Consider the following 25,915-nt stretch of genomic DNA (forward strand, 5'->3'; position numbering starts at 1 on the left):
TCTCTTTTTATCTTGCGTACATTTTCTCTGTATCTTCTTAAACCGTTTAACTTTCTTTATACAAAGTCATGGCATAGCTTCCCAAGCTTTCATAGCTAGTAAAAAATTCGCTCTTGTCATGGACGACCTTGCCTTTGAGTGGATCCATTATTGTTACTGAAGATTCGTCAATACCCGTCAGGACGACCGCATGTTGATTTTGGAAGGTTTTATGATACTCCATTGTCCCTTCAATCCACCATCCATTATTGGTGACCGGTGGTTCCAGTTCTCTCGTGATCCACATTAGGACCGGTACACCACTTGTTATGTATTTTTCGATTTCCTGACTGCTGGAACCACTTAAATCAGAAGCCGCAAATTGCTCATTGACGGACGTTGCATATTTTTCAGCTGTCTCCACGACTGCTTGAGGAAAGACATACACCCCTTTGGCAGAAGTTGGATCCCCTGTAAACGCATCCTGAGGATCTGGCCCTATCAGTTTTCCGCCTTCGATCCGCAGCGGAACTTTTTTAAGAAATTTCTTTGCCATTTCTTCTTTTGTCACCGGCTCTCCGTAATAATTCAGCATAGCCGTTAATGACGTAATTTCACAACCAGTGGGAAGCTCCGGTTCTTGCAGAAGAATTGGCACAGAAATAGCTTTATTTTGCGCATACGTCTCAATCAATAGTTCATCATTTTCTTTATCGACAGTAAAGGGGCGCGATATTTTCATGACGGGCGATTCCAGCAGGACATTCACTTCCTGTCCAAGCGCTACATCCTCAAAGCTGGCCATCCCTTGTGCATTCGTCGTCCCCGTTCCCAACAGCTCGCCTTTTGCTGACTGAAGCTCAACTGTTTGATTGGCCAGCGGATTTCCTGTTGAAAATTCCGTGAGCTTCACCTTGAAAGCTATTGTTTCAAGCTCTTGAACTTCTTCATCCACGACAGTCGGGACTTCAGGCGCTATCGGTTTAGTCCGCTCTGGCTGCTGAACACAACCAGCCAAAATTAAAGTCCCTATAAATAGTCCATATATCTTTATCATCAAGGCCCCCACATTCTCGTTTATCTTCTGGATTTTAGTATATCAATGAACGAATGGATTGAATATGGGAGATCGTTTCCCCTCATAAGGCAACGACTGCACCTTTACTGAAAAAAGCCATCGAATAATCGATGGCTTTCACTTCCTGATAAAACATCATTAAACAAATGAAAAGTGAGTCATTAAGAGCGTTTACAGCTAATTTGGCTACTTGTTTATCATAAATATAAAAACCAGGACCACAGCAGCTAAGGCTGCGAAAACTGAGGGCCAACCGATTTTCACCTTTGCCAATAAGCGGTCAATGAGAAAGAACGAGATTGAAGAAACCAGACTCATGACCAGTAATATGCTCCCAAACAAACAATGGCAGAACAGGGAGACAATTTCATAAGCAAAAGTTCTTTTGGAGATCTTTCTGCTGAGCCAATCGCTAAACAAAGACGTCATCACGCCATAAGTAACGGCGAACATCAAGTTCAAATAATATAGATTGGCAAACCCGTCCCCTTCAAATTCAAGGTCGGCATTCAGGGAAAAAATCAGCGCAAATAATAAACTGCTAAAAACAGCAGTTATCAATTTTCGCTTAAAAGCATTTGTGAATCCGCCGCTTTCATTGTAATTGCTCACATATAACTCCCCCTGTAACTCGTATTTGTTATAACTATTCAACTCCCTTAGAAAAGTTCAACCTAAAATGAAATACCAGTCATCTGAAAAGATGACTGGCCAATCTCTTTTTAATTCATTGCCCCGACCAGAACCGGTTCGTCATAAGCAACAGCTTGCTCTTCGAGGTGGAAATAGCGGTTGTACCAGACAAGGAAGGTGAAAATCGTCCATATTTTACGGCCGTTGTTGGCTTTGCCTTCGTAATGCTCATTCAATAAAGACAGGATTTCTTCCACATTGAAAAACGAAGCGGCATCGGCATTCGTGAAGTACGCTTTGATTTGGCGATAAAAACGTTCTTCACGGATCCAATTGCGGATCGGGACGGGAAAGCCGATTTTTTTGCGGGCGGCGGATGCTTCCGGAAGGGCTTTGCGTGCTGCAAGGCGCATGGCGTGTTTGGTCTCGGTTTTGTTGATGCGGTATTTTGCCGGAACTTGTTCAGCGATGGCCATCACTTTTTTGTCCAGAAACGGAACGCGCACCTCAAGTGAATGCGCCATGCTCATCTTATCGGCTTTCAGTAAAATGTCGCCAACCAGCCACAGATTCATATCCAGGAACTGCTTTTTCGTTAAATCATCTTGGTCTTTTACCTGTTCATAATAAGGAGCCACAATTTCCCGAACAGAAGGGCCGTGACGGTACGGCTCTTTTACTAAATATTTGGCTTCTGCTTCCCGGAAGATATTCGCTTGTCCGATAAACCATTCTTCCACCGGCAGCCCGGCATGCATCAAAAATTGCTTGCCGCGCATGTCCGGCAGTTTGGACGCCAGCCTTCCCGCCGGCGTTCGGACAAAGCCCGGAAGTTTCCGGTATTTTTTCATCAAGGAAGTCATATCATAGGCTTCATAGCCGCCGAACATTTCATCTGCCCCTTCTCCGGACAAAATGACGGTGACATCTTTTTTGGCCAATTCAGCGAGGAAGTACAGCGGCACAATCGATGGATCTGCGTGCGGTTCATCCATTTGATACTGGATCGCTTCGAATTGTGTAAAGCAGGCGTCAGGGTCCAGGATGGCGTGCTTGTTTTGGATCTCCAGTTCAGCCGACAGCATTTTTGCGTTGTCGATTTCCGAGAAGTTCTGGTCGCTGAAACCAACCGTAAAGGTTTTGTCCGGCTTTAACACAGAAGCCACATAACTGGAATCTACGCCGCTCGATAAAAAGGATCCGACTTTCACATCACTGATGCGATGACTCAGGATCGATTCCTGAATGGTATCGTCAATTTCATTTACGAGCTGTTCCAGCTTGCGATTTTTTGGCTGGAAGTCAGGTGCCCAATATTTCTGGAGCCTGGCTTCCCCTTTTTCGTAGACCAAATAATGCGCTGCCGGCAGCTTGAAAATTCCTTTAAAGAATGTCTCCTCCAAAACGGAATACTGGAATGACAGGTAGGGCAGCAAAGCATCTTGATTGAATTCCTTCTGAAAGTTCGGATGCGGCAAAAAGCTTTTGATTTCAGAACCAAAAAAGAACGTGTCGTTCATTTTCCCGTAATACAGCGGCTTGATGCCGAACATATCCCGGCCAGCCACCAGTTTCTTGTTGTTCCGGTCCCAAATGACAAAAGCGAACATGCCGCGCAGTTTTGAAACAATCGCTTCACCGTATTCTTCGTAGCCATGCAAGATCACTTCACAGTCCGAATCGGTGTTAAAGACATGCCCTTTAGACTTCAACTCTCTCCGGAGTTCGATAAAGTTGTAGATTTCCCCATTAGCCATGGCGACCAAATTATTGTTCTCGCTGTAGAACGGCTGGCCGCCGGTCTCCAACCCGATGATGCTCAAACGTCGGAAACCGAGTGCCGCTTCGCCTTCAATAAATTCCCCGGATGAGTCTGGGCCTCTATGTATAATCCGGTTCATCATGTTCGCCAGTACTGCCTCTGTATTAGCTGTTTCTCCAATAAATCCTGTAAACCCGCACATAAATAGTCTCCTCTTAATAAAATAAATTTGTAATAAATAATGATTCTCTTGAAATCTTTTTATCCGTTTGATAAATACAGCCAAGAAGTTTTAGAGCCCATGAGATGCCTTTTGTTTCCTGCTTTTACATCGTAATAGGTACAAAGATTTAGGTCGTTCGATTTATGTGACAAACAGTCCTTTTAATGTGACAATATTGTAACTTACTGGAAAAATACATATCTACTGTAGTGAATAAGAGGCTTAAGTTGAATTAGAAAGTAAATAGTTTACTGGCAGGCTCTCTCTGCCTATTATTCATTTCATAGTTAAAGAACCTATCCTGGGTATGCGGATAGGTTCTTTTGCATCTGCTGCTATAGCCGTAAATCATTTATTTTTAATATTAAACTCGGCTTTTGTTTCAATAATTTTTTTGCCCTCTACATAAATGGTAACCCCGTAACGGCCTTCTTCAAGCTCCTCTGGAACTGATAACTCGGATGAAAAATAATCTGCTTTGTTGCTGGCAACTTCTTTCTCAACAACCATCCTGTTCTCTGTTTTGATGTCGCCTTTATACCAGACGACCTCTGCTTCTTCAATCCAGAATCGGTTTTTCTTCCCGGAGAAATAAACCGTATCCTCCGGTGAAAGCACCGTTGTTACCCCAACTGGATTTCCCTCCTCATCCATGTCTTTTGATACCACGCCATTTACAATTTTCGGTTCTGTAACGTATTCGTACCCAAAGAAAATTCCTACCGACAAAACGACAGCGCCTAAGATTGCCGCCCATACTTTTTTTAGTTCTAAACCCTTCATTTCTGTATCCCCCAAATCTGTTATTTGCCTTCATTCTATCAGCGGTACTGTTGGCTTCATATCGGTTTAGGTTTTATTAAAGTTACATTGTTGCAAGGTTTGGTATTTAGAGTTGTTGCACTGTACTCCGCTCTAAATCCGCTTTTTTCAAAATAAATCCCAGGGAAAATTTTTGAAAACTGCTGAACACACAAAAAAGGGCGTCTGTAAATGTGCAAAGCACTTTACGGACGTCCAATTAGTTTATAAGCATTTTTACTTAATGATATCAATAAAATGCGACAAGATCCGGGCAGTCAACCCCCAGATCACTTTGTCTTCATAGAGATAAAAATATTCCTCCAAATTCCGCGTCCGCCAGCTGTAATCCCGTCCCCCCACAATCAAATCATAAGGGAAGCTTTCCTCCGGCTGGACATCGAAATTAATCTGGTAAACCCGCGGCGGATTTTCAAGGAAAAAAGAAAGCGGCACGCTGAACAGCTCACCCACTTCATCCGGATTCGGCTTGAACTCGGCCGACGGGTCGATAAACCCCGCAAACGCGTAAATGATCATGCCGAACGGCGATACCATATAATCCAGTGGGAACAAGTCCGAAATTTCGTCTTCACTGATTCCCAATTCTTCATCGGTTTCGCGTAAAGCGGCTGATTTCGGCGAAAGGTCCTGCGGGTCGATCCTGCCTCCTGGGAAACACACTTCCCCCGGCTGTTTCCGGAGTGTTTCCGCCCGTTTTTCAAACAGCACATGGACTTCCCCGCCTTTTTCGATCAAGGGCAAGAGAATGGCAAACTTCGCAAAATCGCGGCTGCCGAGCACTTCCGGTTTATGGGTTTGGATTTTTTCGGTTATCTTTCTGGCGTCCATCCAATCACCTCTCATGTAATCGTCAGTATTTCCCTTATGTCTTCCTCCGTCAAAGCAGCAAATGATTCCTGCCCCGACTGGATCACTTCATCAATGAGGTTTTTCTTTTTCTGTTGGAGTTCACTGATTTTCTCCTCAATGGTCCCTTTTGCAAGCATCCGAATGACCTGCACTTCGTTTTCCTGTCCCATTCGATGTGCCCGGTCCGCCGCCTGCTGCTCAACAGCCGGATTCCACCAGAGGTCATACAAAATGACGGTATCGGCTCCTGTCAGGTTCAACCCGGTTCCGCCTGCTTTCAAGGAAATCAAAAACAGATTGCCTTCGCCTTCGTTGAAGCGATCGCATAGCTCAACCCGCTCCATCGGAGGCGTCTGGCCGTCCAGGTAAAAATAAGGCAGGCCATGCTGGCTGAGTTTGCGCCCGATGATGCCGAGCATTTGCGTGAACTGCGAAAAGATCAGGACACGCCGGCCCGAGAGCCGGCATTCTTCCACGATTTCCATCAGCTGATCGAACTTAGCCGATCCCCCTGCATACCCTTCGACAAACAATGCCGGGTGGCAGCAGATCTGCCGCAGGCGGGTCAGCCCGGCCAAAATCCGGATGCGGTTTTTGCGGAAACTGCCTTTTGCCAAATGCTTCAGCGCATCGTGCTTCAATTCCGCAAGATACGCCGCATACAATTTTTTCTGTTCCGCTTGCAGCTCTGAAAATTGAACTGTTTCGACCTTATCCGGCAGCTCCGTCAAGACCTCTTCTTTCGTGCGGCGCAAAATGAACGGCCGCACCCGTTTGGCGATGTTTTCACGCCTTAACTCACTGAACAACCGCCGGTTCGGCAACAGGTCCGGAAACACGACCTGGAAGATGGACCATAATTCATCAAGGGAATTCTCTATTGGTGTTCCCGTTAATGCGAACCGGTAATCCGCCTTCACCGCTTTTGCTGCTTTTGCGGTTTGGGTGACGGGATTCTTGAAGGCCTGCGCTTCGTCAAAAAAGACGGTATGGAATGGCTTGTCGCGGTAAAGTACGCTGTCCATCCGCAAAGAAGGATAGGAAGTGATGACGACGTCAACATCCGCCCATTCCTTTAGCGCAGAGCTTCTGACGGCTTTGTTGCCATTAATGATTTTCGCCTTTAGTTCAGGCGCGAACTTTTTCAATTCGTTCGACCAGTTGTAGACGAGAGAAGACGGGCAGACAACAAGCACCGGCTGCCGCTTTTTGCGGATTTCCGGCAGCACCGATACGATAAATGCGATGCTCTGCAGCGTTTTCCCAAGCCCCATATCGTCCGCCAAAATGCCGCCGAAGCGGTACGAGGCCAAGAGCTTGAGCCAATTGAATCCGGTTTTCTGATAGTCACGGAGCACCGGCTCAAGCGATTCCGGCAAAGCTTCATTCATTCGGCCGGGTTCGTTCAGACTGAGCATGAGTTTTGCGAAAGTTTCCCCCGGTTCTGCAAGGCCGCCTTCTTCCAGCCCTTCCACCAATTGCATGCCGTGAATCAGCGGCACCCGGATTTCTTCTTCGTCGAGCTCCTCGGCGGATAGCCCGAGGTCTTCCAGAAAATGATCGAGTGCCCAAAACTCCGGCGTTTCGATGGACATCAAGGTGCCATTCGGAACGCGGTAATATTTCCGCTTCTCGGAAATGGCCTTTAGCAGCTGCTGGATTTCTTTTTCCGGAATTCCTTTCAGGTCAAAGCGGAAAGCCAGCCAATCGGTGCGCTCTTTGATTTCCACGCGGATTTTCGGAGCCGCGGCCGCTTTTTGGACGCGCAGTTTTACGGCAGTCGTGGCATAGACCTGGACCAGCTCTTCCAGTACAGGCACGGTGTGGTAAAGAAAGTCGTACTCGGCTTCTTCATCCTGCAGGTAAAAACCGCCCGGCGTCTGCACAAATTGGCTGTCCTGCATTTTCTTCAGGATTCGCTGCTCCTTGTCCCGCTGGCGCCTCACCCCCGGCAAATACTGATAGCCCTGCTCCAGTTCTTCGCATGGATTGATCGACATGCGGCCGTAATGGAACTCGATGCCTGCCAGCAGCCGGTTATTGACCCGGTCCAAAAACAACTTTGCTTTCAGGGGCGTTTCGTTCAGCCCTTTCGATGCCCGTTCTGCAATGTCCACCTCGCCAAGCCGCATCAATCCCGGAATGGCCGTTTCGATGAAATCGCTCAATCCGGCTGTCGGAATTTGCAGCTCGTTTTTGCCGGTTTCTTCAACCAGTCCCTGTAATTCAAAAAGCCGGCTGCAGTCTTCCTCTTCCATCTTGAGCCACTTGCCTTCTGAGAAAGCGCAGCCGTACAACTTGAAAACGGTGACCCGTTCAAGCCCTTCCATTAAGAGGCGGTAACCGGGAGGAGCTGTATCCACTTCAAACGACAGCGGCAAACATTCACCATAACGGACGCCGTCATATAGCCGCTCTCCCTGCTCAAACACAACTTCTTCCGCCTGCTCCAAAAGCGGCAGCAGCAATTCCCATTCAGCCGCTGAAATTAGCAGCGTTTCCTGCCCACCCGGTTTTGTCAGTTGGCTTTTCATCAGCAAACGCAGCACAGCATCCGTTGCTCGGCTGAAATTATGGCGCTCCGGGTTGTAAATGCGGCCCGGCGCATACTCAAACGGCTGGCGGCTGCCGATGTTCCGGAGAAAATCGAAAGGATCCGGTATTTTCGCCAAGGATTTCTGGCCGGCAAAAAGTTCGATTCCGATAACCTGTCCTGCTTCTCCAAGTTTCACCGGTCTGCAAAGAAACTCTGCCCGCAAGGTCTGCCGTTTATCAAAATGCAGCCCTTTGCCACTCGGCTGTAGTGGCTGAGTGCCAAACAACCCGCGCATCCGGTCTGCCAATGGGTTTTGGGTTTGCTGAACTTCTTCGATGGCCAACAGGACGGCTGCAATATGCTGGCAGTAGGTCGTTACAAAACCGACAGGCGGACAGCTGCAAGCAGCTTCGATTTGTCCGGCAGAGCCCGGTTTCACCGTTACATGAAAACCGCTGCCCACATTCACCGTCGCTTTTTGGATAGAATCTTTCCCAGTATGCGGTTCCAGTTCGACTTTTCCGCTCAGGAAATAAGACTTGCCCTTTTTATAGGCAGCCTCGCCGCACAGATTTTTAATTTTTGTGTTATTCAGCACCACATTCATCAGCTGCGCCTTCCTTCAGTCCATATCAGGTACTTCATATTATCGCTAAATCACTCGAGTTAAACAATGTTTTCCCCTTTTAGCACGGTCTTCTTTACAGAAAAAAACCAGGCAGAAGCCCTGGTCTTTTCATGTATTTTTTCAGGTTTCATGTGAAACGCATTTATCCTTTTTTCACAAATTCCGATTTTAGTTTCATCGGCCCGAAGCCGTCAATTTTACAGTCGATGTTGTGGTCGCCTTCCACCAGCCGAATGCTTTTCACTTTCGTTCCGATTTTCAAGACCGATGAGCTGCCCTTTACTTTTAAATCTTTGATCACCGTCACGGAGTCTCCGTCCGTCAGCACATTGCCGTTGGCGTCTTTCACGACTTTTTCGGCTTCTACCGTTTCCGCTTCTGCACCAAGCACCCACTCATTGGCGCATTCCGGGCACACCAGCATATTCCCATCTTCGTATGTATATTCGGATCCGCATACCGGACAATTCGGCAAGTTTTCCATTTATATTTCCCCCATTCGGTTTTCTTTAAATCCATTGTGAAGTTTCTTCTATCCTACCACGCCTGTCTATTTTGCCGCATAGAAAAAGGAGTTGTCCCAAAAGTAACTTGGGACAACTCCTTGGCGAGGAAGCTAGCGCAGCGATGCAACGGTTTGTCATGTCCCGAAGCTAACGTAGCGATGCAGGGACAGGGACAGGGACAGGAGCAATAGTATTACAACTCCCTTTATTAAAGCAGGGGGCTGTCCAATAAGTCTATTATTCGGCTTATTGGACGGCCCCTTTCAATCCTTAATTTAATTCTCCGGATTTGCGATAGGCGCTCTTCCGAGTTTTTTCAGTTTAACCATTTCTGTGAAGGCTTCTTCGCGTTTGGTTTCGTCAAACTCGCCTACGCTTTTCGCGACAACGATTGTGGCGATTCCGTTCCCGATCAAGTTGACAATCGCACGCCCTTCACTCATGAAACGGTCGACGCCCAGCAGCAAGGCCAATCCTTCAAGCGGAATTACCTGAAGGGCAGCGAGCGTCGAAGCGAGGACGATAAAGCCGCTTCCTGTTACTCCTGCAGCCCCTTTTGACGTCAACATCAGTACCAAAATGATGGTGATTTGCTGGCCAATCGACAAGTCCACCCCGAATACTTGCGCCAGGAACACAACAGCCATGGAAAGATAAATCGATGTCCCGTCCAAATTGAACGAGTAGCCTGTCGGAATCACCAGGCCGACAACTGATTTTGAAGCTCCATAGCGCTCCATTTTGTCCATCATCCGCGGCAATACCGATTCGGAAGAACTTGTGCCGAGCACAATCAGGATTTCGTCTTTGATGAATTTCAAGTAATTCCAAAGGCTGAAGCCGTTCATTTTGCAGATGATGTTCAGCACTACAAAGATAAAGATGAACATGGTGGTGTAAACCGAGAACATCAATTTGGCCAACGGCACTAGTGATGTTAAACCGAAATGGCCGATTGTATATGCCATTGCTGCAAACGCTCCGATAGGCGCCGCTTTCATGACATAGCCGATGATTTTAAAGAATACCAAGGAAACCCGGTCTAAAAAGTCGATGATTGGCTCTCCTTTTTTCCCAAGAGAAGCCAGTGCTACTCCGAATAATACAGAGAAGAACAAGACTTGCAGAATGTCGCCTTTTGCAAAAGCATCCACCATATTTGAAGGAACAATATGCGTTACGAATTCAATCCAGTTGATCCCTTGTCCGCCGTTTTCCGTATACTGGGACACATCGCCTTTTTCCAGTTCACTGAAATTCAGCCCGGCTCCCGGTTTAACGATATTGACAACGATTAAACCGATAACAAGTGCCAATGTGGTCACTACTTCAAAATAGATAAAAGCCTTCCCTCCAACTTTCCCTACTTTTTTCATGTCCCCCATTTTTGCGATTCCCAGTACAATTGTCAAGAAAATAATCGGCGCGATGACCATTTTGACAGCGTTGATGAATGTGTCTCCGACCGGCTTCATTTCTTTTCCGATATTTGGCCAAATCAAGCCAAGAAGCACACCCAATACGATAGCAGCCAAAACCTGAAAGGTTAAATTTTTATAAATTCGCTTTTTCATTTGTTCTCCTCCTTGTGTGAATAGTTAGTCATTTAGATTTCTTCAAATGATAACGCTTTCAACCGGAGAGGAATAGCTTATGGTCATAATGGATGTTTTGGTCATTTTGGTCTTAACTTTTTTCTTTATTGTAAACGTAGCGGTTTACCGGCCGGCCGACTCCTCCGTACTGCACATCCAGACGGATAACGCCGTTTTTCTCCAGATAATCCAAATAGCGGCGTGCCGTTACCCGCGCGATTCCGATGGCTCCCGCCACTTCTTCAGCCGAACGCGGTACTTCCTGCGATTGGATCGTAGCCGTAATTTCGTTCAATGTAAATTCATTCAAGCCTTTGGGCAAATAGGCTTCTTCCTTTTTCTTGGCTTGTTCCGAATACAGCAGGGAATCCAGCTGTTCCTGTGACACCGTTTCCGAAAGGGCCAAGCTCATGCGATAATTCCGGTATTTTTCCAGCGCTTGCTGAATCCGATGAAGCTTAAAGGGTTTCATGATGTAATCCACTGCGCCGTTTTGCAGCATCAACTTAACCGTTTCACTGTCTTTGGCCGCTGAAACTACAATAACGTCGACTTCCAGCTTCTGTTTCCGGATTTCCTGCAAAGTTTTAATGCCATCTTTTTTCGGCATGAAGACATCCAAAATCACTAAATCCGGATTCAGTTCTTTGATCAGTGCGAGTCCTTCTTCGCCGTTTCCAGCGACTGCCGCCACGCGGAACCCTTCGACGCTTTCGATGAATTCCTTGTTGACTTCACGTACCATCGGATCATCTTCTATCAGTAAAACCGTCACTCCGTTGTTAACCGGCATATGCTTTGTCCTCCTCGTCCATCGGGAAAGTAATGGTGAAAGAAGTTCCTTCACCCGGTTGAGATAACACCTCGATTTCCCCTCTTCCTTTGTCGACAATCTGTTTCACCAAATACAGGCCGTACCCGGTGCCATCCGCTTTATTGGCAGTGAATCCTTTTTCGTAAAGCTTGGGCAAGTGTTCCGGCTGGATTCCCGAACCGTTGTCTTCTACAAGAATCGCACACATGCCTTCTGACTGCTCGATGCTGATGTCGATCCGTTTTGGATCAATTTCCATCCCTTCAAATGAGCCAAACGCATTTTCAATCAAATTGCCGAGAAGCAGGACAAAATCATGCTGATCCAACTCGTTTGGAAATGCGGCAAAATGGCTGTTCGGATCAACTTCCATATCAATGCCGAGTTCTTTCCCTCGTTTGATCTTGCTTAACAGAAGGCCTGCAACTGCATCATTGTTGATTTTATCGTTCAGAAAGCTGGTGACATTTTCTTGTTCTTCCGCTGAATTGTGTGCAAGCTGCAGCGCTTTTTCAGGCTTGCCCAGTTGAATAAGGCCAGCGATGGTGTGCAGCTTATTCATATGCTCGTGGCTTTGGACCCGCAAGGCTTCTATGAAATTTTTTACGCCGGTCAGTTCTTCTGCCAGTTTTGCCGCTTCCGTGCGATCCTGGAAAATCGCCACCGCTCCGATCAGTTCCTCGTCTTTCCGGATTGGGATGCGCGTGCTGACAATCACTTTCCCGCCTACTTTAATTTCTTCATTGTACACGGCTTCGTTTTTTTCAACAATTTCAGGCAGGCGTGTATCGCTTAGAACAGCACGGATCGGCTTGCCAACGAACGATCCTTTCACATTGAAAACCTTCTTAGCTTTTTCATTGAAAATCGTAATGATTTCATTGTTGTCTATCGCGATGACCCCTTCATTCATTGCATGAAAAGTAGCGGTCCGTTCTTCATGCATCCGTTTGATTTCGAAGGGCTCCAGCTGAAACATCTGCCTTTTGATATGATTCGCCAACAGAAAAGAACCCGCTAGCCCGAACAGCAGCGTCAATAAGACGATCAGGCCGATCTCCTTTGATAATCCTGCCATAATATCGACGACGCCAGGAATTTTGTTCCCCACGACAACAACGCCAATCTGATTCAAGTCAGCGTCTTTGATCGGCACAAAAGCGCGGATGACGGTGCCGATTTCGCCTTTTGCTTTTGAAAAATATATATGCTCAGCAAATGCCGGATCTTCGTCTGCCCCTGCGGAAAGGGTCCCAATCTTTTCTTTCACGGGATGGGAAAAACGGACTTTGTCCATATTCATGACGACGATATAATCACTTTCGTTTATGATCCGGATTTCATCAACCACCGGATCCACTGTTGTCCATCCGCTGGGCTGCTGGACAGCGCTTTTTATATCGGATAATTCCGCAACGGTCCGTGCGGTGTTCATCGACCGGAGCCTCAAATCTCTTTCTTCGGTTTGCTGGATATTCGCAACGATTACAATGCCGCCAATCAGCAGCGAGAAAATGACGACGGCATATGACAGAATCATTATCTTCCAGCGGATCGGCAACTGTTTCATCTTTTATGCTCCTTTCCCTTTACGAATGAAGGGCTGGTGATTATGCTTACAGTAAAGATTTTCCCTAACTATAACGAACAGTGAGGGTTAAAGCCTCGGCTGATTGAAGTTCCTACAAGGAGGTCCGCTATGAAGAAGTCTTCCATTGCCGTGCTCTTTTTGAGCATCAGCATCGTGCTTGTTGTTTACCTGGGCTATCAAAACTTATTCCCTCAAGCAGAACCGCCTTACGATGATGACCAGGAGGGATTAAACGGCCAGCTCATTTTCAAATTTAGCCACGTAGTTGCCGAGAATACCCCGAAAGGACAGGCGGCAGCGAAATTTGCCGAACTTGTTGATGAAAAATCCAATGGCACCATCCAGATTGTAGTCTTCCCTAACGGCAGTTTATATTCCGATATTGAAGAAATCAATGCGTTAAAAGATGAACAGGTTCATCTGATTGCCCCTTCTACGTCAAAACTCGATATGCTTTCTCCAGAGTGGGGCGTGCTGGATCTTCCCTTCGCTTTTTCGGAATATGACGCAATTGCGGAAGGCGTACACGGACCGATCGGCGAAAAGCTGCTGCAGTCGCTGCAGAAAGAAGGGATCAAGGGGCTTGCGCACTGGCCCAACGGCTTTAAACAGATTACGACCAATAAAGGTCCCGTGATCAGCCCGGAAGACCTCGCTGGCCAGAATTTCCGGATTATGCAGAGCAAAATCATTCAGGCACAGTTCGGCATGCTGGGTGCCATTGCGCAGCAGGAATCGTTTAACTCGACATTTAAATTGATTGAAGAAGGAAAAGTGGACGGTGAAGAAAACACCATTTCCAATATCTACTCGAGGAAATTCTATACTGTTCAAAAGCATATGACAATCACCAACCATGGATATTTGGGATATGCCGTCATGATGAACCAGGATGTCTGGGACCGGCAATCCGACAAAACCCAGCAAATCCTGCTGGAAGCGATGAAAGAAACCACCGCTTGGAACGATGAAAATGCAAAAAAGCTGAACGAAGAGCAGCTCGCTCTTATCAGAGAAAATTCTTCCATCGAAATCCACGAATTGTCCCAAGCGGAGCAGCGGCAGTGGATGGAGCGGCTCGAACCGTTATACGAAGAATACGAAGAAATAATTGGCCAGGAATTAATGGAGGATCTGCAAGATTTAAAAAAGTGCTACACTCATGAAGAATAATTTTTGCCAGCTGTACAGGAAGGGACCTGCTTTCAAGCAGGTCCTTTTTACAATTTCCTGCTCTTTATTTCCTTCAATATATTAAGATTGACTTTTAAAAAAAGCGGAGTAGAATAACGTTCATCGAGAACTAAATACCTCGGCCTAATCCTTGAAAAAGGAACGGAGGAACCAATTTATTGGGGCTAATTCTGCGGTTTTGCAGAAGGGATGAGAGCAACTCTTTCGCCATCCTGCCCGTCAGCTAACTTCGTCGGCTAAAGCGAAGGAGGTCCAAGGACCCCTTTATTCGGGATGCTTTTTTGCAGAACGCAAAAAAATCCCGAAAAAATGCAGGTCTTTTTGTTATGCCTGCTTTTAGCAAGAGGAGCCGTTCAAACATCGCAGGAGAGCCGGGATGAGAAAAAGTAGAATGACGCCACTGACGCGGTAAATCAACAGAAAAACTAATTACAGCTACACACTTAAAAAATGGAAGGTGTACATCATGGTCTCTGCAATCAAACGCTTCTTTATTGGACGGCCGTTAAAATCCAACATGCTGGGCGAACAAAAACTCAATAAAAAGAAAGCCTTGGCAATTCTCTCTTCCGATGCACTTTCTTCTGTAGCTTATGGACCGGAGCAAATCCTGATTGTTTTAATCACTGTCAGCGCCACGGCGTTTTGGTATTCGATTCCGATTGCCTGTGCCGTGTTGGTGCTGTTGTCGGTGCTGATTTTATCGTATCGGCAAATTATTTTCGCCTACCCTCACGGCGGCGGAGCGTATATTGTGTCGAAAGAGAATTTGGGCACCAATCCCGGCCTGGTCGCCGGCGGTTCTTTGCTGGTCGATTATATATTGACCGTTTCCGTTAGCGTCTCGGCCGGAACGGATGCGCTCACTTCTGCTTTTCCAGGGTTGCATGGCCATAATGTTGCAATAGCTGTGGCGTTTGTGGTGTTTCTTACGCTCTTGAATTTAAGGGGCGTAACAGAATCAGCATCGGTTTTGGCATACCCGGTTTATTTATTTGTCCTGGCGCTTTTTGTCTTGATCGGCGTCGGCATTTATCAGATCCTGACCGGCACGGTGCCTGCTGATCTGCACCCTCAGCTTGGCGCGCCTGTCGCGGGCATCAGTTTGTTTATCCTGCTGCGCGCATTTGCCTCAGGCAGTTCCGCACTGACCGGAGTCGAAGCGATTTCCAATGCAATTCCGAACTTTAAAGATCCGGCTCCTGTCAATGCCGCCAAAACCTTGACAGCCATGGGAATTCTATTGGGGCTGCTGTTTTCAGGAATCGTTTTTCTTGCTTATTACTACGGCATTTCACCGCTTGCGGAAGTGACCGTAGTTTCCCAAATTGCCGAAGAGACATTCGGCCGCAACTTCCTGTACTTTTTCGTCCAAGGGACAACCGCCTTGATTTTGATTTTGGCAGCCAATACCGGCTATTCTGCGTTTCCCTTACTGGCGGTCAATTTGGCGACCGATAAATTCATCCCAAGGATGTTTACGGTACGCGGCGACCGGCTGGGCTACTCAAATGGGATTCTGATTCTGGGGCTGGCTTCCATCCTGCTGATTGTGGCATTCGGCGGACATACAGAACAGCTGATTCCGCTTTATGCCGTAGGGGTTTTCATCCCGTTCACATTATCCCAGACCGGAATGATGATGAAATGGATCCGCGAAAAACCGAAAGGCTGGGAACTGAAGTTTGCTATCAACTCAGCAGGGGCCTTGATCTGCTTCACCGTCACCATCATCTTTTTCCTGACGAAATTCACGCAAGTATGGCCGGTCCTTGTTTTCCTTCCGATCATCCTTTATGTTTTCTACCGGATCAAGAGCCATTACTTGGCAGTGGCGGAACAGCTGCGGATTTCAGAACAGCCCCTTGCAGTGGCAGTTGAAGGGAATGTCATGATCATTCCGGTGGCCGGCATCACTCAAGTCGTGCAGACTTCCATCGATTATGCCCGTTCATTGAAAGTGGATCAGATTATCGCTGTTTACATCGCCTTTGATAAAGAAGATGAAAAGAAATTTGAAGCCAAATGGAAACAGTGGCAGCCCGATGTCCGGCTCGCGACGCTGTATTCCCCTTACCGGAGCGTGATTCATCCGCTGATGAAGTTTCTCGATACCGTCGAGCACAAAGCCAATGAACTGCATTACCGGGTGACTGTAGTCATCCCTCAATTTATTCCTAAAAGAGGGTGGCAGAATATCCTCCATAACCAGTCGGGATTTCTCATCCGGGCCGCTTTGCTGCTCCGGAAGAACTTGATTGTCATCACAGTGCCTTTTCACTTGAAAAAATAAAAAAACAAAGTCCGCCAAATAAAGCGGACTTTGCTTTTTTTATGAAGTAGTTTTGGCTGATGCATCTTTATTTTGCCGGTTTTTGACTTCTTCCATCTTGCCATAAAAACTTTCTTCCAAATCAATGTCAAAGAAGTTTGCAAACTTCATGATGTAAGCGAGGCAATCGGCCATTTCTTTACCGATGTCTTCTTTTACGGTTTCCGACGCCAAGCGAAACGCCTCTTCTTTATCCATGCCATTCTGTACATATTTATAAGTCAGGTTAAACGCTTTACGCAGTTCTTCCGCGATTTCGGCCACTTCCGTCGTCAGCAGCATGTAGTTGTTCAATAGCGAAGCCCGGTTTTTTTCATAATCCCCGTCTTCAATGCTCCAGCCCATTTCTTTTTGGTACTGCTTTGCAAATGCCTGTGCTTCCTTCATTTTCTGCCTCCTTTTTCAATCGCTTGCCTTTATCGGCAAGACCGTCGAGTACTTGACTTCCCGAAGCGCCAAATTGGTTTGGATCTTAGTGACGCCAAGTTCATTCAACTTCCGGATGAACGCCTGCAAATCACTTCGGTTCCGGTTTGCGACTTTCAGCAAATAATCGTACTCTCCGGTGATGCACTGGCATTCCAGCACTTCCGGCATTTTCATCAAGGCACCTTCCAGTGTGCTCAATTCTTCCGCCTGATGGAGGTTTGTGCTGATGAAAATAAAACACAGTAAATCGAAGCCGAGCTTTTCCTGGTCTAGTATGGCAACTTGCCGGCTGATGTACCCTTCGCTCTCCAGCCGCTTAATCCGGGAGTGGACAGCAGGAGACGACAAATTCACCCGTTTCGCGATTTCCGTGTTGTTCAAGTCTGCCTGTTTTTGCAAAATGTCCAAAATCTCGATATCTGTCGGGTCAAGTACTTTGCGGATGATCGATTCCACCGCTTTCCCTCCTTTCATTTTTTTCAACGCTTGGAGGTTTTTAAAATCTTATATGAATAATTTAAAGATAACACATTCTATTATTTTAATAAATTCCAAATATCTGAACTCTTACAGAATATCAATCAGTTTTAAGCTCGTAAATGATAAAATTATTCATATCAATAAACCGGTTTTTCTCTTACCTCCAAAGGTTGAAAGGATGTTGTGCATGCGTTATTTCTATTATTTATTATTGCTGCTTACCAGCTTTTTATGGGCAGGCAATTTCGTGGTCGGCAAATGGCTGGTGGGCCATGCGTCTCCTATGACTTTGACCAGCCTTCGCTGGATGATTGCGGTCCTTTGCCTGATTCCCTTTGTCTGGATAACAGAAAAAAAGATCCTGCCGCCGCGAAAAGCGATTATGCCTCTAATTTCCATGGGAATTACAGGAGTCGCGCTGTTTAATATCCTGCAGTTTTTTGCACTGGAAAATACGTCAGCCACCAATATCGGTTTGATTTCCACGTTAAATGCGATTTCCATTGCTGTTTTTTCAGCTTTTTTGCTGAAAGAAAAAATCCGGCCGCTCCAAGCTGCCGCGATGGGATTATCGCTGTTCGGCGTCATTTTGGTTCTGACAAAAGGAAACACGGCGCTGCTTTTTTCGATGCAGTTCAACAAAGGCGATTTGTATATGCTAGCAGCCGTTGCAGTTTGGGGCCTTTACTCGGTCTGCAGCAAATGGGCGATGGCTTCTACTTCTCCGGCAATGGCCACTTTGTATTCGGGCATTTTCGGCGTCCTGGTCCTGCTGCCGTTTAATTTAACGGACTTTACGGTAACGGATATCAATGCTTCTTTTGTCTCCTCAATTTTGTACACCGGCGTCATTTCGACCGTTGTCTGTTTTGTGCTATGGAACATCGGCGTCAAAAAATTGGGCGCGACCACGTCCGGTTTGTTCCTGAACTTCAATCCGGTCTTCACCGCCGTTTTGGCGTTTTTCATTCTTGGCGAACAAATGACAGGAGCCCAGTTGCTGGGCAGCGCCGTGGTGATTGGCGGATGTATCCTCTTCAGCTATTTCGGCACAGTGAAACCGTCCGCCACACGTTCTCAAGACGTAATAAACCCTCTGGCAAAACAGGTGTAGCCTGTTTTGCCAGAGGGTTTTTTTATCGCCGCAAAGGCCGTTTATTTGCTTGGCTGCATTTGCTTGTTTTTTCCGCTCAATTGCGGAAGCTTGTCTTTCACGGTCTGGATAGATTCTTCGATATTGCCGACCGGCAAAAATTGTTTCTGCGAATCCGGATATTGAAGGCTGGTATGTTTGTAGCGGGAATCGTAATAATGTTCGAGCAGCAATTGGATGGCCGAAGCGAAATCGCCAGTTTCCAAATCTTCTTCAATCTGTTTAGCTACTGGCACATGGATGCGCGACTTGATCAATTGGAAGGCTTCCATGCACTCGCTTTGGTGTTCGGTGGGCCGGTAATCCAACAGGATTTCCTTGACCCGCTCTTCCATCGGCATGTCGACGATCCACTGTTGGCTGCTGTTTTTCAAATCACATAAAAACGGTGGAATCACTACTTTGCCGATGCGGTGGCTTTCTGCTTCGAACAATACGTACGGGGCATCTTTCAGCGCTCTCAATCGGTGGACCAACAATGAATCGAACACTTTCTGGTTATGAGGTTCCAAGCCGATCTGGCCGAAAATCGATCCCTTGTGGTTGGCCATCCCTTCAAAATCAATCACCGGATAGCCTTCTTTCTCCAATGCCTTCAGAATTCGGGTTTTTCCTGCCCCGGTATAGCCATTCAAAACAAACGCTTTTTCAGGCGCCTGCATTGTTTCCAGTTCGGCCACAACCCATTTCCGGTACGCACGGATGCCTTCTTCCAGACGGCTGACATGGACGTTCATCAAGCTCAGGAGCGTGGCGGTCGTCTTGCTGCGCATGCCTCCGCGCCAGCAAAATACCACTTTTTCTCCTTCAATTTTTTTAAAGGCACGGATAAATTCCGGCAGCTTCGCTGAAATGATATCCAACCCGCGTTCTTTTGCCGCGTCTATGCTGACTTGTTTATACAGGGTCCCTACTTCTGCCCGTTCCGCATCATCAAAAAAAGGAATATTGATGCTTCCCGGAATAGAGAAATTCTTATATTCAGATGGCGACCGGACATCAATAAGCGTCATGCTCCGGTTTTCAATGACCGGTATCAATTGTTCTACGTTTATATTGCTATACATCTATTTTTCCTCCAAAAAGCTCTCCGAAGAGCTTTGTCGTTTGTCCTAATTTTTTCAAGTTCACTTTTTAAGTATACACCCATTGATTTCACTTTGAAGCTTTCCTGCTTCAAACCTCCATCCTCATCCGGCAAATAAAAAAGACGGACTGCTGCCGCAGTCCCGCCTTTTCGAATCTTTCCTTATTTAATCGCTTCATAAAGCCGCATCGGCGGGAGGTTGCGCAGGAGGTATTTATCACGAGCTTCAGAAAAGTAATCCTGCAAATAAACCATCAGGTGCTCGTCTTTCTGGAAAAAAGTCTGGTATGGCAAAAACTTTCCGCCTGGCTTTAACACATGGCTGGTCCTTTTCACGATGTCTTCCCGAACTTCTTCATCCATCAATGAAAATGGGATGCCTGAAATCACATAATCCACTTTTCCAAGCCCGTACTGCTTGACGATATTATGTACGTTTTCTGCGCTGTCATGGTGAACCTTCAAGCGTTCGTCTCTCGTATTTTTGGTTAAGTAATCCACAAAGTTTTCGTTCTGTTCAATCGCAATGACCATGGAATCGGCCGTTATGTGTTCGAGCAGATAATCGGTGAACACACCGGTAGCCGGTCCGTATTCGATGATGACCACTTTCTTGCTGAGGTCCATTTTCCCGCATACTTTCTTCACACCTGTCTTCGAGGTCGGTGTAATCGAAGCGATGTTCGGATCTTTGATCAGATTTTTCACGTATTCTTTCGTAGTCATTTTTTGGCCCCCTGTTCATCATTGGTGTGGCTGCAATCAAACTCGTTAAATAGAACACATTCAAAATATAGCCGTTTCTATACCTGTCTTTATCCTTTTTCAAAAAAACTGTAAAATGTTATTTTTATCATATACCCTTGAAAAAAGCGGGTCAATCTATTCCTTGGGCCTTAAGTTGCGGAACATTGTTAAAAAACTGACCGCAAGGGTACAAGTTTTTAGAAGCCCTTTTTGGAACATCCCTACTCCGCACGAAAACGGTATGATAGAAACAAGGATGGTGATTAGATGAATACAACAATATATTTGGACAACGAAAAATTCACGGCCGGCATGACACTCAAAGACCCGGCTGAATTTGAAGGGAACAATATGGCACTCCATGTCTGCGAAAATCCGGCTCATATTGTGGAAAACCGTGAAAAATTGGCGGCATCCCTGGGCCTTGAGCTGAATGATTTTGTCTGTGCCCATCAAACGCACAGCGCAAATTTCCACCGGGTGGCTGCCGCAGACAAAGGGCGCGGCGCTGACCGGCAGGAGACCGCCATTGCAGACACGGACGCTTTGTATACGTATGAGCCCGACCTATTATTGGCGAGCTTTTCCGCTGACTGCGTACCGGTGATGTTTTTCCACGAAACAAAAGGTCTCATCGGGGTTGTCCATTCCGGCTGGCAAGGAACGGTCAAAGAAATTACATTGAAGCTGTTTGAACATTTGAAGCAGGAAGAACATTGCAGCCCGGAAGATTTTCACGTCCAGCTCGGTTCCGCCCTTAGCCAGGAAAAATTTGAAGTGGACGAAGACGTCTATTTGAAATTCAAGAACCTGGGCTATGCAGCGGACTTCATGTATTTCAACGAAGCAAGCGGCAAATACCACATTGACAACCAGCTGGCTGTCAAAAAGCAATGCGAACTCGCCGGCATCCCAAGCGATCATATTCACATCGACCGCACCTGCACGCTTAAAAGCCCCGATGGTTTTTCCTACCGGGAGGACAAGAAAAGCGGCCGGCACTTAAGCTTCATTATAAAAAAATAACGAAATTGACACTCTGCAAGCAAAAGCCGGCCTCCGTAAAATATGGTGCCGGCTTTTTTTCTTCAATATAGGGCCGGCACAGGCTTAGTTTACCTTTGGAGAGGGTAAACTAAAGCGAAATTGGTTCCGTTTTTTGTGCAGGCAAAAAGAGGATTACAGCTTTAATTCGCTGTCAGAATCTGTTATATTCTAAAAAATGAAACTTCTTTGCGGTGTGCTCGTATTTTTAAATGAGGTGAGAAGATGGGATTTTTAAGCCGTTTATTTTACGGGACAGAAAAAGACAAAAAAGGGCCGGCCGTTGAAAAGCGGACATTGCGCAATCTGCAGGTTAAAGATTTTGTAACGTATGACCTGATCGACTACGAAGTGGTCGGAAAAATCCATTACAACGACAGCGGCTACACCTGGGACGCTTATCAATTGGCGTCTGCCGGAAAAAACATCTGGCTCAGCGTGGAAATGGATGATGAGCTCGAAGTCGGCGTGTTCGAAAAGATCCGGATTCCGGGGCTCGAACCCGGCAAAAAGGAAATCAGCTACGACGGAAAAACGTATTTTCTTGAAGAACAAGGACGCGCTTATGTTACTTCATTCGGCCGCAGTGAAAATGTAAACGGGGCAGAAATGGCCTATTACGAATACTTGGATGAAGCCGGAGAATCGTATTTATCCGTGGAAGTTTGGGGCAGCGAAGTGGAAGTCAGCAAAGGATACGAAATTGAAGAATACGAAGTCACCATTCTGGCAGGAAGCTAACAAAACTGGAGGAGAGAATATGTTTCAATTTTTTAAGCGTGTGCAAACCTATGTAGAATCCGAACTGAATGCAGCACTTGATAAAGCGGAAGACCCGGTAAAAATGCTGGATCAATTTATGCGGGATATGGCACTGGATATCCGGGAAGCCGAAACAGCCGTCGCCAAACAGCTGGCCAACGAAAAAATATTGAAAAAGAAATACGACGATGCCAGCAGCATGGTCGAAAAACGCCAGCAGCAAGCTGTGGAAGCGATTGAAGCCGGAAATGAGGACTTGGCCCGCCGTGCGCTCGAAGACAAGCAGAACCATGTCGTTCAGGCGAATTCCATGAAAGAAGCCCACGAACGGGCAGCAAGCGACTCGACGGTGCTGCGCGAAAAATTGGCGGAAATGAAACGTGAATATGAACAAATGCAAATTAAAAAAGATTCCTTGAAAGCACGCGCCGAATCGGCGAAAACGCGGACGAAAATCAACCGCACCATGAGCTCCGTTGGAAGCGATGAATCGCGGCAAGGGTTCGAGCGGATGGAAGAAAAAGTCATGCACCTGGAAGCGGAAGCCGAGACATCTGAAGATATGCGTTCTGGTTCGCGCAGCCTGGACGATGAATTTGAAGACCTTAAAAAAGGCAGCTCAGTGGACAATGAACTGGCAGCGCTTAAAAAACAGCTTGGAAAAGAATAACGAACTGCGGTCTGCTCTTCTGCGGGCAGGCCGTTCCCGTTCATTTGGAGTGTGCGAGCAATGAAAAAAAAGAAATGGCTAACGGGCCTTTTGGCTGCAGTGCTCTTCTTGTCGGCATGCGGCAGCAGCCTGTCGCAAGCAGAGGACTACGTGGAAAACAATTATACCTTTGTCAATGCGGTTCAAAGTGACAGCGGCTCAAACAGCAGCGCCATGTTGTACCGGTCCGATAAAGATTTGGCCGGGACGGTAGCAGAGTTAAGTGAAGCCCAGGAACCGGATCAAGTCGGAGAAGAAATTGAGGGTCGGCAAGTACTCGTCTATAATGATGATTTCATCATTTTGACAGAAGACCCGGACAATCCCGGCACTACGCTGGTAGAAGTGGCGGATGAGGAATTTGTCCGAACCCATTATAATCCCGGCTTTTTCTCAGGGATGTTGCTTGGGTCTCTGTTAAGCAACCGGTTCGGATCCGGCTGGAACCAGTCACAGGCAACCCGCTGTGCACGCGGTGGATGCTATTCGGGCGGAGGCGGTTATAATTCCATTCCTTCAGCCACCACTGGACGCGGTTCGACATTCCGCGGAGGCGGACCGGGTGTTGGAAAATAAATCATAGCAAAGGAGCTTGACCCGTGAATTCATTCTTACTGACTTTTTTGTATTTCCTCGCAGCGATTGCTGTGGTTCTTGTTGGATTGGTCATTTTCGAGTTATTGACCAGAAAATACAAGGACTGGGAAGAAATCAAAGAAAACAATACGGCAGTCGCTTTGTCGATTGCTGGAAAAATTATCGGTACCTGTATCATCCTTACTTTTTCTATCCTGCACAATGACACCATTTTGGAAACCGTCGTCTGGGGGCTTTTCGGATTGCTTCTGCAATTCATCGCTTACTTCCTGTTCGAACTGCTGACTCCCCGCTTTTCAGTGGAAGTTCAGTTGAAAGAACGCAATACTGCGGTAGGCATCATTTCATTCGCCGTTTCAGTTGGATTGGCGTTCGTCATCGGCGCCTCGATTACATAAGGCGGTGTTTTGAATGGTATTACAACAAGAATCCGTCCGGCAAAGCCGGGCGATTTACTATGCATCCGGGATCGTTTCCATCTGCGGCATCATCTTTGAAGTATTATTCGGAGCGCTTGGTTCCTACATTTTAGGAGATGGTGTGAAGCAATACACGCTCACCATCTCTCTTTTTTTAACCGGCATGGGCATTGGCGCTTATATCAGCGAGAAAATGACGCGCCATTTGATTGCGTCGTTCATCTGGATTGAATATTCCATCGGCATCATCGGCGGTTTTTCGGCGATGCTGCTCTTTGGCGTCACCGCCTACCTGCCGCCGGGCACAGGTTCGCTGTTTTTGTACAGCGTTATCCTGATTGTCGGTTCTTTGACCGGGGTGGAACTGCCGATTTTAATCCGAAAAGCGAACGAAATCGGGGTATCCCTTCAAAAAAGCGCTGCTAAAGTGCTGTTTTCCGACTATGCCGGCGGGCTTGTCGGCGGGCTGCTCTTTTTGTTCTTGCTGCGCCCTTATTTCGGTCTGGTGAAAACGTCTTTTCTCGTCGCCCTGATCAACGTGGCTGTGGCCCTTTGGATTGTCTTCCGCTTTAAGCACGAACTCAAACGGTTCAAGCTACATGCTGCGTTCGGTGTTTTTTTCCTGGCCGTTTTGATCGTCGGCGCTTTGTTTGGTGAACAGGCCGCATTCCATTTTGAGCAGCAGCTCTACAAAGATCCGGTGATTTTTTCCGAGCAGACCTCTTACCAGAAAATTATTTTGACGAAGCAGCAAGGCGATACCCGTCTGTACCTGGACGGACAGCTGCAGTTCAGTTCGCTGGACGAGCATCGCTACCATGAAATCCTCGTCCATCCTCCGATGGCTGCAGCTGCCCGACATGACCGCGTCCTGGTTCTTGGCGGCGGCGACGGATTGGCGGTCCGCGAACTGCTGAAATATGACGATCTTGGACAAGTCGATTTAATCGACCTGGATCCGAAAATGACCGAACTTGCACAAAGCAACCATTTGCTGACGGAACTGAATGGCGGTTCCCTCTCCAACCCGAAAGTCAATGTGGTAAACGAGGATGCGTTCCGTTTCCTGGAGACCGCTGACGGCTTCTACGATGTCATCATCATCGATTTGCCTGACCCGAACAACGAATCGCTCAACAAGCTGTATACGACGGAATTTTACTCGCTTGCCCGCAATCACCTGCATCCCGACGGCGCCATGATGGTCCAGGCAACAAGCCCCGTATTTGCGCCGCAAGTGTACTGGACCATCGATAAGACGATCCAGTCAACCGGCCTCCAGACGGAAAACCTGCACGCCGACATTCCAAGTTTCGGCGGCTGGGGCTACGTGCTGGCATCACGCGCTGAAGTTCAGGCAGAAGGCCTCGAAATCATTGAAGAAACAGAGTATCTGACTACAGATTTGCTGCCGGCACTCACTGCGTTCGGGAAAGATGAAGATGCCATAATTGAAGACGCCAACGGCAAGATCATCGCCTTGGAACCCAATTCGCTGATCCGGCCGAATCTGATTGGGATTTACGAGAAGTCCTGGACGAATTATTAATAAGCAAACAAAGCAAATCAAAAAGGTGCTGAAGCGCAAAAGCTTCAGCACCTTCAGGCTGTCGGAAAACATTCCATTTTCTAAGCCATTTCGCTCCAAGTGGACGCTTTCCGCGGGCACGGCTTCAGCCGCTTCCTTCGCGCTGCTCAGTCCAGGGTCTTCAGCTCGTGCTGCTCCCGCAGGAGTCGCCACTTTCCGCTTCATTTGGTTCTCGCTTCTTACAAAAACCTCTTTTTATCAGAAAGAGTGGAAGAGTAAACATGCTATTTATTCATAGCTCTCTAATGATATGGAGCAAACCAGCGAAGAAAACCCTACTGCTCCTGCGCAAGCTCGTCGCAAAGACATGGCTTCGCAAGCTTCAGCCATTGTCTTGCCTGCGGGAAAGCGAGAC

23 protein-coding genes and 1 riboswitch are annotated in these 25,915 nt (G+C 47.0%); of the genes, 9 read left to right on the forward strand and 14 right to left on the reverse strand.

All coding sequences use genetic code 11. The features are described from left to right. Positions 1-46: 46 nt before the first annotated feature. From QWY22_RS19035 to QWY22_RS19080, 10 genes are all read right to left on the reverse strand, one after another. A complete protein-coding gene (locus tag QWY22_RS19035; protein ID WP_300982351.1) occupies positions 47-1,036 on the reverse strand; it encodes a C39 family peptidase in 990 nt (329 codons plus the stop codon). Positions 1,037-1,243: 207 nt separating this feature from the next. Beyond that, a complete protein-coding gene (locus QWY22_RS19040; RefSeq protein WP_300982352.1) occupies positions 1,244-1,711 on the reverse strand; it encodes a hypothetical protein in 468 nt (155 codons plus the stop codon). Positions 1,712-1,779: 68 nt separating this feature from the next. Beyond that, complete coding sequence (gene asnB / locus QWY22_RS19045) at positions 1,780-3,654, reverse strand: asparagine synthase (glutamine-hydrolyzing) (protein ID WP_300982353.1); 1,875 nt, start codon at positions 3,652-3,654, stop codon at positions 1,780-1,782. A 369-nt stretch (positions 3,655-4,023) separates the two neighbouring features. Continuing rightward, entirely contained in the window at positions 4,024-4,473 is a 450-nt protein-coding gene (locus QWY22_RS19050) for a hypothetical protein (RefSeq protein ID WP_300982354.1), read from the reverse strand. A gap of 240 nt (positions 4,474-4,713) precedes the next feature. After that, entirely contained in the window at positions 4,714-5,328 is a 615-nt protein-coding gene (locus QWY22_RS19055; protein WP_036811047.1) for an NUDIX hydrolase, read from the reverse strand. 11 nt (positions 5,329-5,339) lie between these two features. Further along, positions 5,340-8,492 carry a DEAD/DEAH box helicase gene (locus QWY22_RS19060; protein ID WP_300982355.1) on the reverse strand — a complete coding sequence of 1,051 codons (3,153 nt, stop codon included), beginning with the start codon at positions 8,490-8,492 and terminating at the stop codon, positions 5,340-5,342. A gap of 163 nt (positions 8,493-8,655) precedes the next feature. Further along, complete coding sequence (locus tag QWY22_RS19065; RefSeq protein ID WP_300982356.1) at positions 8,656-8,997, reverse strand: zinc ribbon domain-containing protein YjdM; 342 nt, start codon at positions 8,995-8,997, stop codon at positions 8,656-8,658. 297 nt (positions 8,998-9,294) lie between these two features. After that, positions 9,295-10,593 carry a C4-dicarboxylate transporter DctP gene (gene dctP, locus QWY22_RS19070; protein WP_300982357.1) on the reverse strand — a complete coding sequence of 433 codons (1,299 nt, stop codon included), beginning with the start codon at positions 10,591-10,593 and terminating at the stop codon, positions 9,295-9,297. A 112-nt stretch (positions 10,594-10,705) separates the two neighbouring features. After that, positions 10,706-11,407, reverse strand: coding sequence for a response regulator (locus QWY22_RS19075; protein WP_300982358.1), 702 nt, complete (start codon positions 11,405-11,407; stop codon positions 10,706-10,708). Further along, positions 11,397-12,998, reverse strand: a complete 1,602-nt coding sequence (locus tag QWY22_RS19080; protein WP_300982359.1) for an ATP-binding protein — start codon at positions 12,996-12,998, stop codon at positions 11,397-11,399. The genes QWY22_RS19075 and QWY22_RS19080 overlap by 11 nt, the downstream gene beginning before the upstream one ends. 129 nt (positions 12,999-13,127) lie before the next feature. On the opposite strand from QWY22_RS19080, the gene QWY22_RS19085 reads away from it, so the two are divergent. Continuing rightward, positions 13,128-14,192, forward strand: a complete 1,065-nt coding sequence (locus QWY22_RS19085; RefSeq protein ID WP_300982360.1) for a DctP family TRAP transporter solute-binding subunit — start codon at positions 13,128-13,130, stop codon at positions 14,190-14,192. Between the two features lie 131 nt (positions 14,193-14,323). Further along, a riboswitch (cyclic di-AMP (ydaO/yuaA leader) is annotated at positions 14,324-14,466 on the forward strand. A 213-nt stretch (positions 14,467-14,679) separates the two neighbouring features. After that, entirely contained in the window at positions 14,680-16,506 is a 1,827-nt protein-coding gene (locus tag QWY22_RS19090; protein WP_300982361.1) for an APC family permease, read from the forward strand. 39 nt (positions 16,507-16,545) lie between these two features. Here the strand turns inward: QWY22_RS19090 and QWY22_RS19095 are convergent, their stop codons facing one another. Together QWY22_RS19095 and QWY22_RS19100 are read right to left on the reverse strand one after the other, a co-directional pair. Further along, complete coding sequence (locus QWY22_RS19095; protein ID WP_300982362.1) at positions 16,546-16,932, reverse strand: MazG nucleotide pyrophosphohydrolase domain-containing protein; 387 nt, start codon at positions 16,930-16,932, stop codon at positions 16,546-16,548. A gap of 15 nt (positions 16,933-16,947) precedes the next feature. Further along, entirely contained in the window at positions 16,948-17,448 is a 501-nt protein-coding gene (locus tag QWY22_RS19100; RefSeq protein WP_300982363.1) for an Lrp/AsnC family transcriptional regulator, read from the reverse strand. A gap of 193 nt (positions 17,449-17,641) precedes the next feature. Here QWY22_RS19100 and QWY22_RS19105 point away from each other — a divergent pair, with 193 nt between their 5' ends. Then, positions 17,642-18,568, forward strand: a complete 927-nt coding sequence (locus QWY22_RS19105; protein ID WP_300982364.1) for a DMT family transporter — start codon at positions 17,642-17,644, stop codon at positions 18,566-18,568. A 41-nt stretch (positions 18,569-18,609) separates the two neighbouring features. Here the strand turns inward: QWY22_RS19105 and mnmH are convergent, their stop codons facing one another. Together mnmH and QWY22_RS19115 are read right to left on the reverse strand one after the other, a co-directional pair. Beyond that, positions 18,610-19,674 carry a tRNA 2-selenouridine(34) synthase MnmH gene (mnmH, locus tag QWY22_RS19110; RefSeq protein ID WP_300982365.1) on the reverse strand — a complete coding sequence of 355 codons (1,065 nt, stop codon included), beginning with the start codon at positions 19,672-19,674 and terminating at the stop codon, positions 18,610-18,612. Positions 19,675-19,856: 182 nt separating this feature from the next. Then, entirely contained in the window at positions 19,857-20,420 is a 564-nt protein-coding gene (locus QWY22_RS19115; protein ID WP_300982366.1) for a class I SAM-dependent methyltransferase, read from the reverse strand. A 288-nt stretch (positions 20,421-20,708) separates the two neighbouring features. On the opposite strand from QWY22_RS19115, the gene pgeF reads away from it, so the two are divergent. From pgeF to QWY22_RS19145, 6 genes are all read left to right on the forward strand, one after another. Then, entirely contained in the window at positions 20,709-21,467 is a 759-nt protein-coding gene (gene pgeF / locus QWY22_RS19120) for a peptidoglycan editing factor PgeF (RefSeq protein WP_300982367.1), read from the forward strand. Positions 21,468-21,710: 243 nt separating this feature from the next. Beyond that, a complete protein-coding gene (locus QWY22_RS19125) occupies positions 21,711-22,226 on the forward strand; it encodes a DUF4178 domain-containing protein (protein WP_300982368.1) in 516 nt (171 codons plus the stop codon). A 19-nt stretch (positions 22,227-22,245) separates the two neighbouring features. Beyond that, positions 22,246-22,917: a PspA/IM30 family protein gene (locus QWY22_RS19130; protein ID WP_300982369.1), complete on the forward strand. Its 672-nt coding sequence runs from the start codon at positions 22,246-22,248 to the stop codon at positions 22,915-22,917. Positions 22,918-22,977: 60 nt separating this feature from the next. Then, positions 22,978-23,532 carry a DUF4247 domain-containing protein gene (locus tag QWY22_RS19135; protein ID WP_051413896.1) on the forward strand — a complete coding sequence of 185 codons (555 nt, stop codon included), beginning with the start codon at positions 22,978-22,980 and terminating at the stop codon, positions 23,530-23,532. Positions 23,533-23,555: 23 nt separating this feature from the next. After that, positions 23,556-23,951 (forward strand): DUF350 domain-containing protein, encoded by a 396-nt coding sequence (locus QWY22_RS19140; protein ID WP_036811021.1) that lies wholly within the window; start codon positions 23,556-23,558, stop codon positions 23,949-23,951. Positions 23,952-23,964: 13 nt separating this feature from the next. After that, positions 23,965-25,521, forward strand: coding sequence for a polyamine aminopropyltransferase (locus QWY22_RS19145; RefSeq protein ID WP_300982370.1), 1,557 nt, complete (start codon positions 23,965-23,967; stop codon positions 25,519-25,521). The last annotated feature ends 394 nt before the right edge of the window (positions 25,522-25,915 follow it).

The organism is Planococcus liqunii (genome assembly GCF_030413595.1).
Lineage (GTDB): Bacteria > Bacillota > Bacilli > Bacillales_A > Planococcaceae > Planococcus > Planococcus liqunii.